The following is a 14,966-nucleotide window of genomic DNA, read 5'->3' as shown; positions in this document are numbered from 1 at the left end:
GAGATCCCCCATGTCACAACGCACGTACCGGGTCATCCAGTGGATGACGGGTGATGTCGGGCAGGTCGGCATCAGACACTTCGCCTCGAACCCGGTGTTCGACCTCGTCGGCGTCCTGGTCCACAGCAAGGACAAGGCCGGCAAGGACGCCGGCGACATCGCGGGCATCGGCCCGATCGGTGTCACCGCCACCGACGACGTCGACGCGATCGTCGCGCTCGATGCCGACTGTGTGTTCTACACACCGATCATCATGGACGTCGAAACCGTCTGCAGGCTCCTGCGTTCCGGCAAGAACGTCGTGACGACGTCGGGTTTCTTCCACCCGTCTGAACACTTCCGCGAACCCGGCGAGCAGATCCGGGTCGCCTGCGCCGACGGCGGAACGTCCTTCCACGGCGGCGGCATCCACCCCGGCTACGCCGGCGACCTCCTGCCACTCACGCTGGCGCGGGTGATGAACAGGATCGACACGATCCAGGTATACGAGGTCGTCGATGTCCTCAAGGACGCGCCGATGGACCACATCGACTGGATGGGCTTCGGTAAAGACAAGGACACGTTCCTCACCGAGCCGACGATCCTCGGGCTCGGTCTGCCGTTCTTCGCCCAGTCGATGTACATGGTCGCCGACGGTCTCGGCGTGACCATCGAGGAGATCACCGCCGCGGAGGTCGACGTGGCGACCGCGGTGCAGGACATCCCGCACGACGAGGGCGCGATCCCGAAGGGGACGGTCGCGGCGCAGCGCCACGAGTGGACCGCGTGGGTCGGCGGGCAGCCGCTGATCGTCTTCCACGCGATCTACGTGACGGCGGGCCCCGAGCATCTCGAACCGGCCTGGGACTGGGGTGAGACGCGCTACGAGATCGTCATGGAGGGTGACCCACCCACGGAGCTGACCCTCAAAGGTGTCCGGCAGCCCGACGGGACCATGGCCCATCCGGGATACGACTGGACGGCCATGGGCGCCATCAACGCGATCCCGGATGTCTGCGACGCACCGGCAGGCTGGCACCACCATCTCGACCTCGGCCTGGTTCGGCCGCGTGGGCTGGTGCGCCCGTGAGTGATGAAGCCAAGCTGCACCACGTCGTGTTCGCGGTCGCGCACGAGCGGCAGGCCGCGATGACGCAGATGTTCACCGATCTCGGATTCTCCTTCAACGCGGCCGAACTCACCGAGCTCGGGGTGCACGTCCAGCTCGACTGGGACCGCGGGATCGAACTGATCAGCCCCGTGCCGGGCTCGACCGCATCGGTCGCGGCGTCGGTGAACGAGTTCCTGGACCTACACGGCGATGGCATCTACACCGTGGTGGTGCGAGTCCCCGACGCTGCGGCAGCCGAAGCGGTGGCCGACCGGTACGGGTCATCGACCAGGTTCCGGCAGAGCTTTTCCGGGGACGGCTCCTATCTCGACGAGATCGACCTGTCCGTGCTGGCCCTCCCCCTGACCTTGCTCTCCACCAACATCACATGACCAGCACCCTGCCCCACGTGCTGTACAGCGACCTGCCCATGGCCGCCGACCGCGGCATCGGGTGGTCGACACTGCGCGACCTCGGCCCCGTCCTCTACGGCGACGGCTGGTACTACCTCACCCGCCGCGAGGACGTCCTCGCCGCGTTGCGCAATCCGGAGGTCTTCTCGTCGCAGATCGCCTACGACGACATGATCAGCCCAGTGCCGTTGGTGCCGTTGGGGTTCGACCCGCCCGAGCACACCCGTTACCGCCACATCCTGCACCCGTTCTTCAGTCCCCAGACGCTGGGCGCCCTGATGCCGTCGTTGCAGGCCCAGGCCATCGACATCGTCGAGGCGATCGCCCGGCACGACACCTGCGAGGTGATGGCCGAGCTGGCCACCCCGTACCCGTCTCAGGTGTTCCTGACGCTGTTCGGGCTTCCCCTCGAGGACCGCGAACGGCTCATCGCATGGAAGGACGCGATCATCGCGTTCAGTCTGACCACCGACCCCTCCAGCGTCGACCTCACCCCCGCTGTCGAGTTGTACACCTACCTCACCGAAGCCATTGCCCAGCAACGGAACCAGCCCCGCGAAGGCGTTCTGTCGCAGGTGCTCCACGGTGACGACCCGCTGACCGATAACGAGGCCGTCGGACTGTCCCTTGTCTTCGTCCTCGCCGGACTCGACACCGTCACGTCCACCATCGGCACGACCTTGCTGGAGCTCGCCCGCCGACCCCGACTGCGGGCCTCGCTCATCGAGAACCCCGACGGCGTTACGGGTTTCGTCGAAGAGATGATTCGACTCGAACCGGCGGCGCCGATCGTCGGCCGGGTCACGACGCGGCCTGTCACCGTCGCCGGTGTCGAGCTGCCCGAGGGTGCGGAGGTGCGGCTCTGCCTCGGCGCGATCAACCGCGACGGCACCGACGACCACTCCGGCGACGACTTCGTGCTTGACGGAAAGCTGCACAGACACTGGGGTTTCGGTGGCGGTCCGCACCGCTGTCTCGGCTCGCATCTGGCCCGCATGGAGCTCAAGCTCGTCGTCGGCGAATGGCTGGCCCGCATCCCGGAGTTCAACCTCGCGCCCGGCTACGTTCCCGAAATCATCTGGCCGTCAGCGACATGCACGCTGCCGACGCTGCCGCTGGTCCTGTCGTGACCGCGCCCACGGCGAAGCCGAGCGTGTTCGACGCCGGCCTCCCGACGCTGGACTACGGTTTCTCCGACAGCCCCCAGCAGATCTACCCGCAGTTCCGCGCGGCCCAACAGATCGCGCCCGTGGCGCTCGGACCGATCGGCCCGGAGGTGCTGTCCTACGAGATGGCCCGCGCCGTCTTGCGCGATCCTCGATTCGTCATTCCGCCCGGCATCCACCTCTCGGCTCACGGGATCACATCAGGACCGTTGTGGGACAGGGTTACTCACAGCATCCTCAACATGGAGGGCGCCGAGCACCGCCGGCTGCGCAGCCTGGTGTCGCGGGCGTTCACTCCGCGTGCGACGGCACGCATGCACGCTGCGATCCACACGGTGGTCAACGAGCTCCTCGACGCGGTCCAGGACGCGGGCCGCTGCGAGTTCGTCGACGATGTCGCGCGGCCCTACCCGATCCCGATCATCTGCGCGCTGCTCGGTGCGCCACGCCAGGACTGGCAGAAGTTCTCGAGATGGGCCGAGGACATCTTCAAGATCGTCAGCTTCGACTGCAATCTCGCCGAGGAAGCGCCCGTCGTCCTGAAGGCATGGGGCGAATTCGACGACTACATCGACGGCATGATCGAGGACCGACGTCAGAACCTGACCGACGATCTATTGTCCGATCTGATCCGGATCGAGGACGGCGGGGATCGTCTCGATGCCGCCGAGTTGCGCATGCTGGCGTTCTCGGTCCTGGTCGCCGGCACCGACACCACCCGCAGTCAGCTTGCGGCATCCATGCAGGTGCTGTGCGAACACCCGCGACAGTGGACAGTGCTGCGCGAGCACCCGGAGCTGGCGATGCGCGCCGTCGAGGAGACGATGCGTCACTCCCCGTCGATGTGCAGCACCGTGCGCAGCGTCACCGACGATGTCGAGATCGGGGAATACACCTTTCCCGCAGGCACATTCATCGTCGTCAACACGTACGCGGCCAACCGGGACGACAGCGTGTACGACGATCCGACCCGCTTCGACATCACCCGAGGCGACCCGCCGCCCATCCTGACTTTCGGCGGCGGCGTGCACTACTGCCTCGGCGCGAATCTGGCGAGGCTGGAGCTCGCCGAGGCGTTGAAGATCCTCTCGGTACGCTTGCTCAACCCGCGCACCGCCGGCCCCGTGCCGTGGAAGCCTCTGCTCGGGCTCAGCGGACCGACCAGTCTCCCCCTGGAGTTCGACCGATGAAGTACAGGATCGATCCCGACGTGCTGCACGGCGTGGCCAAGCAGGTGGTCGGCTTGCCGGTGGACGGCGAGCTCATCCCCCGCACCGTCGAATTGCTCGCCGCCGAATACCCCGATCAGATCGACCCCGGGCCGGGGCGTTGGGTCGGCAGCAAGGCCGGCGGCGTCCTCGGCAAGGTCCGCTTCCTCTACTTCAGTCCGCGTGAGTACGTCGTGATCTTCGGATCCCCCACCGGCACACACGGTTTCTCGGGACGATACAAACACGTCGACATCCACAAGTTCCTCCTCGCGGGGCAGATCGACTCCTACGACCTGGAGTCCGACGACACGGGCGCGCTGCCGCCGCTGCTCCCCGGCGAGCGCACATGCCTCGAGCGAGGCCACGCCCGCGGGCTGACCATCCACCCCGGGTCATGGCACCTCGAATACGGGCGCGGCGCCGTCGCCACCACGCTTCCGTTCGCGATGGTGGATACATTGTTGGTGTCGCTCGAGTTCGAATCGGTGCGCCGCTCGACAGTAGAGTTCGCGAAGCTGGTTCGGCGCCGGAGAAAGTAGGCCGCATGCGGGTCGTCATCGCCGGAGGGCACGGCAAGATCGCACTGATCACCGAACGGCTGCTCTCGGCCCGCGGCGACTCGGTGGCCGGGCTCATCCGCAACCCCGACCACGCCGACGAAGTGCGCGTCGCGGGCGCCGAGCCGATCGTGGTCGACCTGGAGAACACCACCAACGGCGTCGTGTCGACCCATCTGCGGGGAGCCGACGCGGTCATCTTCGCCGCGGGAGCCGGGCCGGGCAGCGGGGCCGCCCGCAAGGAGACCGTCGACCGCGACGCCGCGATCCTGCTGGCCGACGCCGCCGAGGCGGCCGGTGTTCAGCGCTACGTCATGGTCTCGGCGATGGGGGCCGATGCCGACATTCCCGTCGAACCCGACGAGGACGTCTTCGTCACCTACCTGCGCGCCAAGGGTGCCGCCGACGACGCGATCCGTTCGCGCGCCGAGCTTCTCGTGACGATCGTGCGGCCAGGTCAGCTGACCGACGACGATGCCACGGGCAAGGTGACGATCGCCGAACACACCGGTCGCGGCAGCGTCCCGCGCGCTGACGTCGCCGGCGTGCTGGTCGCCGTGCTGGATGCACCGCAGACCGCGGGCACGACGTTCGACGTCATCTCCGGCGACACCGAGATCGACGCCGCGCTGGCGTCTTTCGTGCTCTAGCGACCAGCCCTAGAGTTCACCGTTAGGGCGCTGCCGAACCGGGATGCGCCGAGAGGCGTCGGCGTGTGTCGATGGCATGGTCAGTGGTCCCCCAGTTCGGTGAAGTCGGTCAGACGAGATTCCTCTGACCAGCATGGGATCCCCTGAAGCCATGAGCTGGGGTAGTGGACTACCTGTCTTTGCAACAAGATCCACAGGGCGCGGCGCTCGGTTCAGACCTCGCCGGAGACGTCTCGTCCGGGCGTGCCCGCTGTGCCCGCGGTGCCGGCGGAACCCGTAGCCCCGCCGATGCCGGTGCTGCCGTCATTGCCCCGGTTGCCGCGGTTGCCGCGTTCGCCCGACTCGCCGCCCTTGCCACCTGCGCCGCCGGCACCTCCCTTACCGGCAGCGCCTGCAGCACCCCCTGCACCTCCGTTACCGGCTTTTCCGTCTGTCCCGACGTAGTCAGCGCCGTCGCCGCCGTTGCCGCCGTCACCGCCGTCGTCCCCGTCACCTCCCCGACCGCCGTGGCCCCCGTTGCCTCCGTTGCCGCTGTTACCGCCGAAAAGCCCGCCGTTACCTCCCTTTCCGCCCTGGCCGCCCGCACCACCGGCTTGACCCGAGGCCCCCGAGCCGCCGTCGCCGCCGTCGCCGCCCGTGCCGCCGATGCCGCTGGTGGGACTCGCTCCGAATCCGCCCTTTCCGCCGTCACCACCGTCGGCTCCGGTTCCTCCGTCACCACCCCTGCCGCCGTCGCCGCCCGTGGCAACGACGCCGTCGACGGGCGATATCGCACCTGCGCCTTGTCCGCCGTTCCCGCCGGGTGCGCCGGGCCCGCCGTCACCGCCGCGGCCGCCATCGTCTGCCGTGCAGGTCGCCTCGCAGAAGCCGGTCGGGGTTCCCTCTGCGCCGTTGCCGCCACCGATCCCTTCGCCTTCGGCGGTGACGCCGCCGTTTTCGCCGGCTTCACCGGTCTGCTCCTCGCCGTCCTCGGCTCGTGTCCCACTGTCCTGCGGATTGATCCCGTCGCTGCCTGCCACACCGTCGCCGCCGCGTCCGCCCGCACCGCCGTTGCCGAAGACGAACCCACCGTCGCCGCCCGCGCCGCCCGCGGCGGTCGCGCCGCCCGCGCCGCCGGCGCCCCCGTTACCGAACATGCCGGCGTGGCCGCCGTCGCCACCCTTCGTCCCCAGCGCGGTACCCTCGCCGCCTGCACCGCCGTTGCCGCCGAAAAGCCCGCCGTTACCCCCGGATCCCGCGACCGCCCCGCCGCCGCTGAAGCCGTTGCCGCCGTTGCCGAACAGGATGCCGCCGGCCTGACCGTTCGGATTCAGCGCGGTGCCGTCCGCGCCGTTGCAGATCAGCCCGCAGGCACGCCGGTAGTCGACGTCCGCCAGAATCGCCGCATCGTGTCTCTCCGCGGGGCCGCCGTCCTGGAGATACCACCACAGCTGGGCGTCCGACGACGGCTTCGTATCCGGAGCCGCGGCCGCGACGCCGGCCCCCATGAACAGTCCGGCGCCGACGACTGCCGCGCCGCCGATCCCCGTCGCGAGGAAACGGCGCACCGGGAATCGTTGCGCGGGTGAAGCGGAATTGATGTGTCGGCTGGACGCCATGGTGAAGCCCCCGTCTGGCTGGTTACCTGTTCAAATGGCAGTAACCAGCGTGGACTGCGGAGGGGGCAGTAGCTGAGGTAGTCGACTACCTGTCTTTGCGAGAGCATCCCGACGCCGCACCGCGTAAGACCGCCGAGCCGTCAGGAAAAGACCGCCTTGAAGCGCTTCAGCGACTCCTGGATGTCGCTCTTGAGCGCGGACGCGACCACCATGCCGATCGGGCCGAACAACGCGGGGCCACCGAGGTGGACGTCGAAGGTCACGGTGGAGCCCTCCCCGCTGGGTTTGATCTTGCCCATGAGCTTGACCTTCACCCCGCCCTTGCCGTCGCCGTTGAGCGTCATGGACTCCGGCGGCCTGTAGTGCACGACGGTCCAGTGCATCCGGTTCGGCATGCCTTTGACCTCGACGATGGAGTCGAGTTCGGTGCCCTTCTCGATGGTTTCCGGCAGCTTCGAGCGCCACACCCGGTGGATCGACAGCCATTCCTTGTAGCGCGAGAGATCTGACGCGCTCTCCCATGCCTTCTCGGGCGGGAGCGGTACGTCGATCGACACGGACAACTTCGCCATGCGGCGAAGTTAGCCTACGACGTCGGAGGGGCGGTCGGCGGCTGTTGCTGCGGCGGTACGGGCGGTTGCGTCGGCGGCGGCTGCGGCGGCGGGACCTGCCCGGACTGCTGTCCCGGCGGCACGTGCCCCGACGCGCCGGCGTTGTCCTGCACGGCCTTCTTGGCTGCCTGCTGGACCTTGTCGACCGTGGAGGCGTACTTGCCCTGCGTCTTCTTGTCGACCAGATCGCCGGCCTTGTTGATCACCGTGTCGACTTTGTCGGCGTTCTTACCGAGGAGGTCTTTGGCCTTGTCGAGGAATCCCATGGGTTCAACCCTACCCATCTCGCAGGCGCCACAATCTGCGCCGTTCGCCCAGCACACGGCCCTGCACCCACCAGATCGCCTCGATCGCGGCAGCGCCGGCGAGGCCGATGCCGAGCGCCGTGGCGGTGGTGGTCACGTTCGACGGGTCCAGGATGAACAGGTCGCGAGCGGCCGGGATGCTGAAGATGACGACGTAGGCCAGCCCCGAGAATGCGACGAGCACCACCCGCCACCATTCGTACGGACGCGCAACAACGGCCAGGACCCACACCGCGCAGACCAGCAGGGTGATCAGCGCCGCGGTCGAGGCCTGTGTCTGCTCCGTCTCGGTGGCGGCGCGACCCTGGTAGGCCAACAGATAGGAGGTGAACGTCGCGACGCCCACGACGAGACCCGACGGCAGTGCCGACGTCATGACCCGGCGTACGAAGCCGGTGTGCGCACGCTCATTGTTCGGTGCCAGCGACAGGATGAACGCCGGAATGCCGATCGTGAACCACGCCGCGATGGTGACGTGAATGGGCTGGAACGGGAACAGCAGCGGATCGGTGCCGAAGATCTTCGCCGACAGTCCGGCCACCCCGACCAACACGGCGAGCAGCACCGAGTAGACGGTCTTGGTCAGGAAGAGGTTCGAGACCCGCTCGATGTTGCCGATGACGCGGCGGCCCTCGCCGACGACGTAGGGCAGCGTGGCGAATCGGTTGTCCAACAGCACGATCTGCGCGACGGCGCGCGAGGCGGAGCTGCCCGAACCCATGGCGACCCCGATGTCGGCGTCCTTGAGGGCGAGGACGTCGTTGACGCCGTCCCCGGTCATCGCCACCGTGTGGCCGTGGGACTGCAGCGCGTGCACCATCGCACGCTTCTGATCGGGTCGCACCCTGCCGAAGGTCGTGCATTCCTCCAGCGTCTCGGCCAGCGCCTCGGGCTGCTCGGGCAGCCTTCGCGCATCCATCGTCTCGCCGGCAAGGCCCAGCGAGCCGGCTACCGCCCCCACCGACACGGCGTTGTCACCGGAGATCACCTTGATGGAGACATGCTGCGAGGCAAAGTATTCGAGGGTCTGGCGGGCGTCGGGCCGGACCCTCTGTTCGAGCACGACCAGCGCGGCCGGCGTCACCGTGCCCGGAGCCGCGGGGTCGTCGACCGGGCGGTCGCCGGAGCCCAGCAACAGCACCCGCAGACCCTGCGCCCCGATCCGCTCGGCCTCCTCGGCGACGGGCGAGGTGGGGTCGAGGAGCACGTCGGGGGCGCCGATCACCCAGTTGCCGTGATCCCCGTAGGACGTGCCGCTCCATTTTGTCGCCGACTTGAACGGCGCGCAGGCCGTGGCCGTCCAGCCGGGCGGCGTGGGATAGGCCTCGGCGATCGCGGCCATGCTGGCGTTGGGGCGCGCATCGTCGGCGGCGAGCTGCGCCAGGACTTCGGTCACCGCCGCCACCCGACCGGCCGCGGTCGGCGGGTCCACCTGCTTCAGATCACTGACCCTCATCCCGTTCTCGGTGAGGGTGCCCGTCTTGTCGGCGCAGACGACGTCGACGCGGGCGAGCCCCTCGATGGCCGGCAGCTCGTTGACCAGACACTGCTTGCGACCCAACCGCACCACCCCGACCGCGAACGCGATCGAGGTCATCAGCACCAGCCCCTCGGGCACCATCGGCACCAGTGCGCCGACCATGCGCAGCACCGACTCCCGCCAGCCCGCGTCGGTCGTGAACAGTTGGGTGTAGATGATGAGCGCGCCGGCGGGCACCAGCAGGTAGGTGATGAACTGCAGGATCCTGTTGATCCCGCTGCGCAGCTCCGATTTCACCAGCGTGAACTTGCTAGCCTCCTCGGCCAGCTTCGCGGCGTACGCCTCGCGTCCCACTTTGGTCGCACGGTAGGCGCCCGCACCGGCGACGACGAAGCTGCCCGACATCACGTGATCGCCCATGCCTTTGACGATCGGATCGGCTTCCCCGGTCAGCAGCGATTCATCGACCTCGAGGTTGGAGTCCTCGAGGATCTCGCCGTCCACCACGATCTGGTCCCCGGGGCCCAGCTCGATGACGTCGTCGAGCACGACCTCGCTCGGGGCCAGCGGAGCAGTCCCGGACTGCCTGCGCACCAACGGTTTCGTCTGCCCCACGATGGCGAGCTTGTCCAGGGTCTGCTTGGCCCGCAGCTCCTGGATGATGCCGATGGCGCTGTTGGCGATGATCAGCAGGCCGAAGGCGCCGTTGATCAGCGATCCGGTCGAGAGCACGATGACCAGCAGCACACCGAGTATCGCGTTGATGCGGGTGAACACGTTGCCGCGGATGATGTCGGACACGCTCCGGGCGGCGCGGGCGGGGACGTCGTTGGTCTTGCCCTCGGCGACGCGCTGTGCGACCTCGGCGTCGGAGAGCCCGGTGGCGAGACCCACGGCTGGACTCACTTGACGAACGCCCCTTCGCCCTCGTCGTCGAAGTACTCGAGGGTCAGCTTCCCGCCGTCGAATGTCGCCGCCGAAACCGTTCCCGGAGGGGCGTTCTCGGAGGACAGCGGGAACGTGAACACGTTGCCGTCCCACGGTTGCAGTGCGAAACGTCCGCGGGGGCCGAGTGCCACCTCGAGGCGCCCGTCACGCTCGGTGACCGTCGCCGGGCCCCAGTAGGCGTTGTTGTAGACACCGACGTAGGACGCCAGGGCCGCCGGGGGTGTCGCGGCTGCGGGCCGTTGCCTGCCCGCCAGGCTGCCCACGGGTTTCTCCATCTCGGTGAAGGCGTGGTTGTACAACGCAAACCAGTCCTCGCGAACCTCTCCGAACTGCACCAGGTCGGCGAATTGGGCGGTCAGGGTCTCGGGGACACCCGCCGGCGTGGCGTTGGTGAGCGCGATGATCGCAACATCGGCGGACGGCAGCACGACGACGTTGGTGGCGGCCCCGAGTTCGAAGGCGCCGGAATGGCTGAGCTCCGTGCGGGCGCCCGATGTCGTCCCGACGTTGAAGCCGTAACCGTAGAACCCCGACCGCATCGCCGGCTCGGTGCCGCGGGAGGACACCACCTGCGGAGTGATCGCCGGGAGCAGCGCCTCCGGGGCGATCAGAGGTGTGCCGTGGTGCTGACCGTCGGCCAGCAGCATCGTCATCCACGTCGTCATGTCGTTGAGCGACGAGCTCACCCCGCCTGCGGGCGACTGCGCCTGCGCGTCCCGCACGTACCGCGGCTCGTAGCGGCCGTCGATGTGGATGTGCCCCACCGCCCGGTCCGGCCGGGTTTCGTAGTCGCTGAACCGATAGCTCGTCGCGTCCATCCCGAGGGGACGGAACAGAGTGTCGGCGGCCAGGTCCTCCCAGCTCTTGCCCGTCCCGGCGGCCACCGCCTCGGCGCCGGCGGTGAGGCCGAAGTTGGTGTAGGCGTACGAAGTTCGGAACTCATCGAGCGGGAGCTGACGAAGTCGCTCCAGCACCTGCCTGCGGTCGAAGCCCAGATCTTCGAGCTGATCACCGGCATGGTCGGGCAATCCGGAGCGGTGAGAGAACAGGTCACCGACCGTGAGCATCCGGGTCGTCGCCGGATCCGAGAGCGCGAACCACGGCAGCCGAGAGGTGACCGGGGTGTCCCAGCTGACCTCCTTGCGGCCCACCAGCGTGGCCACCACCGTGGCGCTGACCGGCTTGGACAGCGACGCGAGCTGAAACACGGTGTCGGCGTCGACCCTGTTCTCGGGACTGTCCGGCAGTTCGTTGTTCTTGACCCCGAAGCCTTTCGCATACACCGTTTTTCCGGCATGGACCACAGCGACGGCCATGCCGGGGATCCCGGTCCTGTCCATCAGATCGCCGACCATGCCGTCGAGTTCGGCCACCGCGTTGTCGACCGCGTTCTCCGGCAGTGCCATCGCCGGGACGAGCGGCGGCGGGACGTCGGAGGCCGCTGCGGGTGGGGGGCTCGACGCGGCGGGTTCTGAGCTGTTCGCACCGCAGCCGGCCAGGACTGCGACCGTCAGGGCGAGGGCGGCCACACGGGCCGGTGGGTTCATGCCCAGACGGTATCCCGTCGACCGGGTCTAGAGGCGCCACCAGGGTTCGAATGTCGACCCCGGGACCACACGCTCGCCGGGGATCGGGACGGCCAGTCGGACCCGGTCGCCTTCGGCCGCGGCGACGAGACGTTCCACCGGTTCGGCCCACGGGTGGGGCGCCAGACGGAACGTGGCCCAGTGGATCGGCACCATCAGGCTGGTGTCCGGGTCGGCGAGGTCGAGGTGGGCGCGGACCGCCTCCTCGGGATTCATGTGGATGTCGGAGAACGCCGGGTGGTAGGCCCCGATCGGCAGCAGCGTCAGATCGAACGGCCCGTGTCGGGCGCCGATGTCGGCGAAGCTCGCGGTGTACCCGGTGTCCCCGCCGAAGAACGCCTTATGGGTGGGCCCGGTGATGACCCAGGACGACCACAGCGTCGAATCGCGGGAGAACAGGCGGCCGGAGAAGTGCCGCGCCGGCGTGCACACCAGGGTCAGGTCGCCGATCCGGTGGGCCTCGTGCCAGTCCAGCTCGACGATGCGGGACTTCGGGATGCCCCACTTGCGCAGGTGCACGCCGATGCCGAGCGGCACCACGAACGGCGCTCGCTGGGTGCGGGCGAGCGCCACGATGGTGTCGATGTCGAGGTGGTCGTAGTGGTCGTGGCTGATGACGACGGCGTCGACGGCAGGCAGCGCTTCGAGCAGCAGCGGCACGTCATGCATCCGCTGCGGGCCCACCGCGCGGGACGGCGAACAGCGCTCGCTCCACACGGGGTCGGCCAGCACGCGGTAGCCGTCGACCTCGATCAGCGCGCTGGAGTGGCCGTACCAGCTGGCCGCAGCCGCGGCCGGCGTCGGGTCCACCTCGGGCGGGTCCTTCAGCGGGATGGGTCCGGGCGGCTTGCCCGCCGACCCGGCGTTGGCGAGGTCACGCAGAAGCATGAGCTGCAGATCCCGGTCAGCCGGCAGGCCCGACGAGGAGGGCTCGAGATTGACGAACTTGCCCTCCTTGTAGTGCGGAGAGCGGCGTGCCACCGGGGCGATCTCGGCGGGCGTGGCGCCCAGGGACGCCGGGGTGCCGTGCAGGGCGCGCAGCACCCATCCTCCGGCCAGCAGCGACGTCGTGCCGAATCCGAATCGGAGTGCTGTGCGCACCACCATCAGGCCCCCTTGAACCTCGGCGGGCGCTTCTCGATGCGCGCCACCTGAGCCTCGATGATGTCCTCGCTCGACCACGCCCTGTCGAACAGTTCCTGATGTGCCGGCCACGGATCCTCATAGGCGCCGTCGTCGTTGAGGACGCGCTTGGCGTGCTGCAACGCCAGCGGGGCATAGCCGGCGAGCTCCTGCGCCCACGCCTGAGCGTCGGCCAGAGTGCCGATCCTGTTGGCCATGCCGGTCTGCAGTGCAACCTCGGCGGTGAGCCGTTCGGCACCCAGCAGCATGCCCCTGGCACGGCCCGCCCCGACCAGTGACGTCAACCTACGGATACTCCAATTGTCCAGCGCGATACCGTATTTGGCGACCGGGAACTGAAAGTACGCCTCCGGCGCGACGACACGCAGGTCGCAGATCATCGACAGGATGACCCCGGCGCCGATGGCCGGGCCGTTGACCGCACCGATCACCGGTAGCGGCGCCCTGTCGATGGCCAGGTTCAGTGCTCTGGCCTTGTCGGGCAGCTCGTCGGCGACGCCCTGACCGCCGGACAGATCGGCGCCCGAACTGAACACATGCCCGGCCCCGGTCAGGACGATGGCGCGCACGTCTTCGGCCGCAGCCTTTTCGATCGCCTCACGCAGGCCGTCCACGAGTTCGGCGTTGAGCGCGTTGCGCCGTTCGGGGCGCTGCAGCTCCAGTGTCATCACGTGGCCGTCGCGGGTCACTCCAATCATGGCCACCAGACTATTAGCCTTTCCCTGTGAGCCGGATCCGCGCCCTCGATCTGCGCGACGCCCTCCTGGACGAGGGGTCGTTCGTGAGCTGGGACGACCCTCCCCTGGGCGTGGCCACGTCGGCCGAATACCGCCAGGAACTCGACGCCGCGCACGCCGCGACGGGCCTGGACGAATCGGTCCTGACCGGCGAGGGAAGGGTGCTGGGCCGCCGCGTCGCGCTGGTGGCCTGCGAGTTCGACTTCCTGGCGGGGTCGATCGGGGTCGCGGCCGCCGAACGGATCGTTGCCGCGGTTCGTCGCGCCACGAGCGAGGGTCTCCCGCTGCTGGCGTCGCCGAGCTCCGGCGGCACCCGCATGCAGGAGGGCACTGTCGCGTTCCTGCAGATGGTGAAGATCGCGGCCGCCGTCGAGCTCCACAAGAAGGCGCATCTGCCCTACCTCGTGTACCTGCGGCACCCGACCACCGGAGGGGTCTTCGCCTCCTGGGGCTCGCTGGGCCACGTCACGGCCGCCGAACCCGGCGCCCTGATCGGCTTCCTGGGTCCGCGAGTCTACGAGCACCTGTACGGCGAACCGTTCCCGGCCGGCGTCCAGACCGCCGAGAACCTGCAACGCCACGGTGTGATCGACGCGGTGGTCCCGCTGGACGTGCTGCGGGCGACCCTCGATCGCACGCTCAAGGTGGTGGCGGATGCCCCGGGCGAGCCTCCGGAGATGCCGGACCCCGGGGTGTTGCCGGACGTCCCGGCGTGGGATTCGGTCGAGATCTCACGCCGGCCCGACCGCCCAGGCGTCAGCTCGCTGCTGCGACACGGCGCCACCGAACGCGTGCTGCTGTCGGGAACCGGGCAGGGCGAGGCGGCCACCATGCTGCTGGCACTGGCCCGCTTCGGCGGCCAACCGGCCGTGGTCCTCGGACAGCAGCGCGTGGTGGGCGGCCTGGTGGGTCCGGCGGCGCTGCGCGAGGCCCGGCGCGGCATGGCGCTGGCGGCGAGCCTGAAGCTGCCACTGGTTCTCGTGATCGACACCGCCGGCCCGGCACTGTCGACCGAAGCCGAGGAGGGTGGTCTCGCGGGCGAGATCGCGCGGTGTCTGGCCGACCTCGTCACCCTCGACACCCCGACCGTGTCCGTGCTGATGGGCCAGGGCAGCGGCGGCCCGGCGCTGGCGATGGTGCCCGCCGACCGCGTGCTCGCAGCGCTGCACGGTTGGCTCGCGCCGCTGCCGCCGGAGGGGGCGAGCGCGATCGTCTACCGGGACGTCGAGCACGCGCCGGAACTGGCTGCGGCGCAGGGGGTCCGGTCGGCCGATCTGCTCCGCGCCGGCATCGTCGACACCGTGGTGCCCGAACATCCCGACGCCGCCGACGAACCGCGGGCGTTCACCGAGCGGCTGTCGGTGACCATCGCCGCGGAGCTGCACCGGCTGAGGTCGGTGCCCGACGAACAGCGGCTCGCCGCACGCTTCGAGCGCTATCACCGTATCGGCCTGCCCCAGAACTGAATTCG

The 14,966-nt window shown here is 69.0% G+C and carries 14 protein-coding genes; 7 read left to right on the top strand and 7 right to left on the bottom strand.

The genetic code is table 11. The features are described 5' to 3' along the window. The first annotated feature begins 10 nt into the window (after positions 1-10). From FHR72_RS11580 to FHR72_RS11555, 6 genes are read left to right on the top strand one after another with little or no spacing between them, the layout of a single operon-like run. Positions 11-1,069 (top strand): NAD(P)H-dependent amine dehydrogenase family protein, encoded by a 1,059-nt coding sequence (locus FHR72_RS11580; protein WP_183468109.1) that lies wholly within the window; start codon positions 11-13, stop codon positions 1,067-1,069. Positions 1,070-1,128: 59 nt separating this feature from the next. Next, entirely contained in the window at positions 1,129-1,482 is a 354-nt protein-coding gene (locus FHR72_RS11575) for a hypothetical protein (RefSeq protein ID WP_221193461.1), read from the top strand. Beyond that, positions 1,479-2,633, top strand: coding sequence for a cytochrome P450 (locus FHR72_RS11570; RefSeq protein WP_183468108.1), 1,155 nt, complete (start codon positions 1,479-1,481; stop codon positions 2,631-2,633). Before FHR72_RS11575 ends, FHR72_RS11570 begins: the two co-directional genes overlap by 4 nt. Then, complete coding sequence (locus FHR72_RS11565; RefSeq protein ID WP_183468107.1) at positions 2,630-3,859, top strand: cytochrome P450; 1,230 nt, start codon at positions 2,630-2,632, stop codon at positions 3,857-3,859. Before FHR72_RS11570 ends, FHR72_RS11565 begins: the two co-directional genes overlap by 4 nt. Then, a complete protein-coding gene (locus tag FHR72_RS11560) occupies positions 3,856-4,419 on the top strand; it encodes an isomerase (RefSeq protein ID WP_183468106.1) in 564 nt (187 codons plus the stop codon). The genes FHR72_RS11565 and FHR72_RS11560 overlap by 4 nt, the downstream gene beginning before the upstream one ends. Positions 4,420-4,424: 5 nt before the next feature. After that, positions 4,425-5,087 (top strand): NAD(P)H-binding protein, encoded by a 663-nt coding sequence (locus FHR72_RS11555; RefSeq protein WP_183468105.1) that lies wholly within the window; start codon positions 4,425-4,427, stop codon positions 5,085-5,087. 212 nt (positions 5,088-5,299) lie between these two features. On the opposite strand, the gene FHR72_RS26750 is transcribed toward FHR72_RS11555, so the two are convergent. The 7 genes from FHR72_RS26750 to FHR72_RS11520 form a co-directional block, all read right to left on the bottom strand. Then, positions 5,300-6,634: a hypothetical protein gene (locus FHR72_RS26750; RefSeq protein WP_183468104.1), complete on the bottom strand. Its 1,335-nt coding sequence runs from the start codon at positions 6,632-6,634 to the stop codon at positions 5,300-5,302. 191 nt (positions 6,635-6,825) lie between these two features. Then, positions 6,826-7,257, bottom strand: coding sequence for a type II toxin-antitoxin system Rv0910 family toxin (locus FHR72_RS11545; RefSeq protein ID WP_183468103.1), 432 nt, complete (start codon positions 7,255-7,257; stop codon positions 6,826-6,828). A gap of 14 nt (positions 7,258-7,271) precedes the next feature. After that, complete coding sequence (locus FHR72_RS11540; RefSeq protein ID WP_183468102.1) at positions 7,272-7,562, bottom strand: antitoxin; 291 nt, start codon at positions 7,560-7,562, stop codon at positions 7,272-7,274. Between the two features lie 10 nt (positions 7,563-7,572). Then, complete coding sequence (locus tag FHR72_RS11535; RefSeq protein ID WP_396888429.1) at positions 7,573-9,975, bottom strand: HAD-IC family P-type ATPase; 2,403 nt, start codon at positions 9,973-9,975, stop codon at positions 7,573-7,575. Between the two features lie 8 nt (positions 9,976-9,983). After that, on the bottom strand, positions 9,984-11,576 hold the full coding sequence (locus FHR72_RS11530) for a serine hydrolase (protein ID WP_183468100.1): 1,593 nt from the start codon (positions 11,574-11,576) through the stop codon (positions 9,984-9,986). A gap of 27 nt (positions 11,577-11,603) precedes the next feature. Further along, the gene (locus tag FHR72_RS11525; protein WP_183468099.1) at positions 11,604-12,722 is read right to left on the bottom strand and encodes an MBL fold metallo-hydrolase; all 1,119 of its coding nucleotides are present in this window, start codon (positions 12,720-12,722) and stop codon (positions 11,604-11,606) included. Beyond that, the gene (locus tag FHR72_RS11520; RefSeq protein WP_183468098.1) at positions 12,722-13,456 is read right to left on the bottom strand and encodes an enoyl-CoA hydratase; all 735 of its coding nucleotides are present in this window, start codon (positions 13,454-13,456) and stop codon (positions 12,722-12,724) included. Before FHR72_RS11520 ends, FHR72_RS11525 begins: the two co-directional genes overlap by 1 nt. Positions 13,457-13,482: 26 nt before the next feature. Here FHR72_RS11520 and FHR72_RS11515 point away from each other — a divergent pair, with 26 nt between their 5' ends. Beyond that, positions 13,483-14,961 carry a carboxyl transferase domain-containing protein gene (locus tag FHR72_RS11515; protein ID WP_183468097.1) on the top strand — a complete coding sequence of 493 codons (1,479 nt, stop codon included), beginning with the start codon at positions 13,483-13,485 and terminating at the stop codon, positions 14,959-14,961. Positions 14,962-14,966: the final 5 nt, after the last annotated feature.

The organism is Mycolicibacterium iranicum, assembly GCF_014190915.1.
Classification (GTDB): Bacteria; Actinomycetota; Actinomycetes; order Mycobacteriales; family Mycobacteriaceae; genus Mycobacterium; species Mycobacterium iranicum_B.
The sequence above is the reverse complement of the archived record's forward strand: the minus strand, read 5'-3'. Positions and strand labels throughout refer to the sequence as shown.

Bases quoted from the DNA above. Each gene is read 5' to 3' on its own strand.
- FHR72_RS11580 (WP_183468109.1), top strand. From the start codon at position 11: ATGTCACAACGCACGTACCGGGTCATCCAGTGGATGACGGGTGATGTC.
- FHR72_RS11575 (WP_221193461.1), top strand. From the start codon at position 1,129: ATGACGCAGATGTTCACCGATCTCGGATTCTCCTTCAACGCGGCCGAA.
- FHR72_RS11570 (WP_183468108.1), top strand. From the start codon at position 1,479: ATGACCAGCACCCTGCCCCACGTGCTGTACAGCGACCTGCCCATGGCC.
- FHR72_RS11560 (WP_183468106.1), top strand. From the start codon at position 3,856: ATGAAGTACAGGATCGATCCCGACGTGCTGCACGGCGTGGCCAAGCAG.
- FHR72_RS11555 (WP_183468105.1), top strand. From the start codon at position 4,425: ATGCGGGTCGTCATCGCCGGAGGGCACGGCAAGATCGCACTGATCACC.
- FHR72_RS11545 (WP_183468103.1), bottom strand. From the start codon at position 7,257: ATGGCGAAGTTGTCCGTGTCGATCGACGTACCGCTCCCGCCCGAGAAG.
- FHR72_RS11540 (WP_183468102.1), bottom strand. From the start codon at position 7,562: ATGGGATTCCTCGACAAGGCCAAAGACCTCCTCGGTAAGAACGCCGAC.
- FHR72_RS11530 (WP_183468100.1), bottom strand. From the start codon at position 11,576: ATGAACCCACCGGCCCGTGTGGCCGCCCTCGCCCTGACGGTCGCAGTC.
- FHR72_RS11525 (WP_183468099.1), bottom strand. From the start codon at position 12,722: ATGGTGGTGCGCACAGCACTCCGATTCGGATTCGGCACGACGTCGCTG.
- FHR72_RS11520 (WP_183468098.1), bottom strand. From the start codon at position 13,456: ATGATTGGAGTGACCCGCGACGGCCACGTGATGACACTGGAGCTGCAG.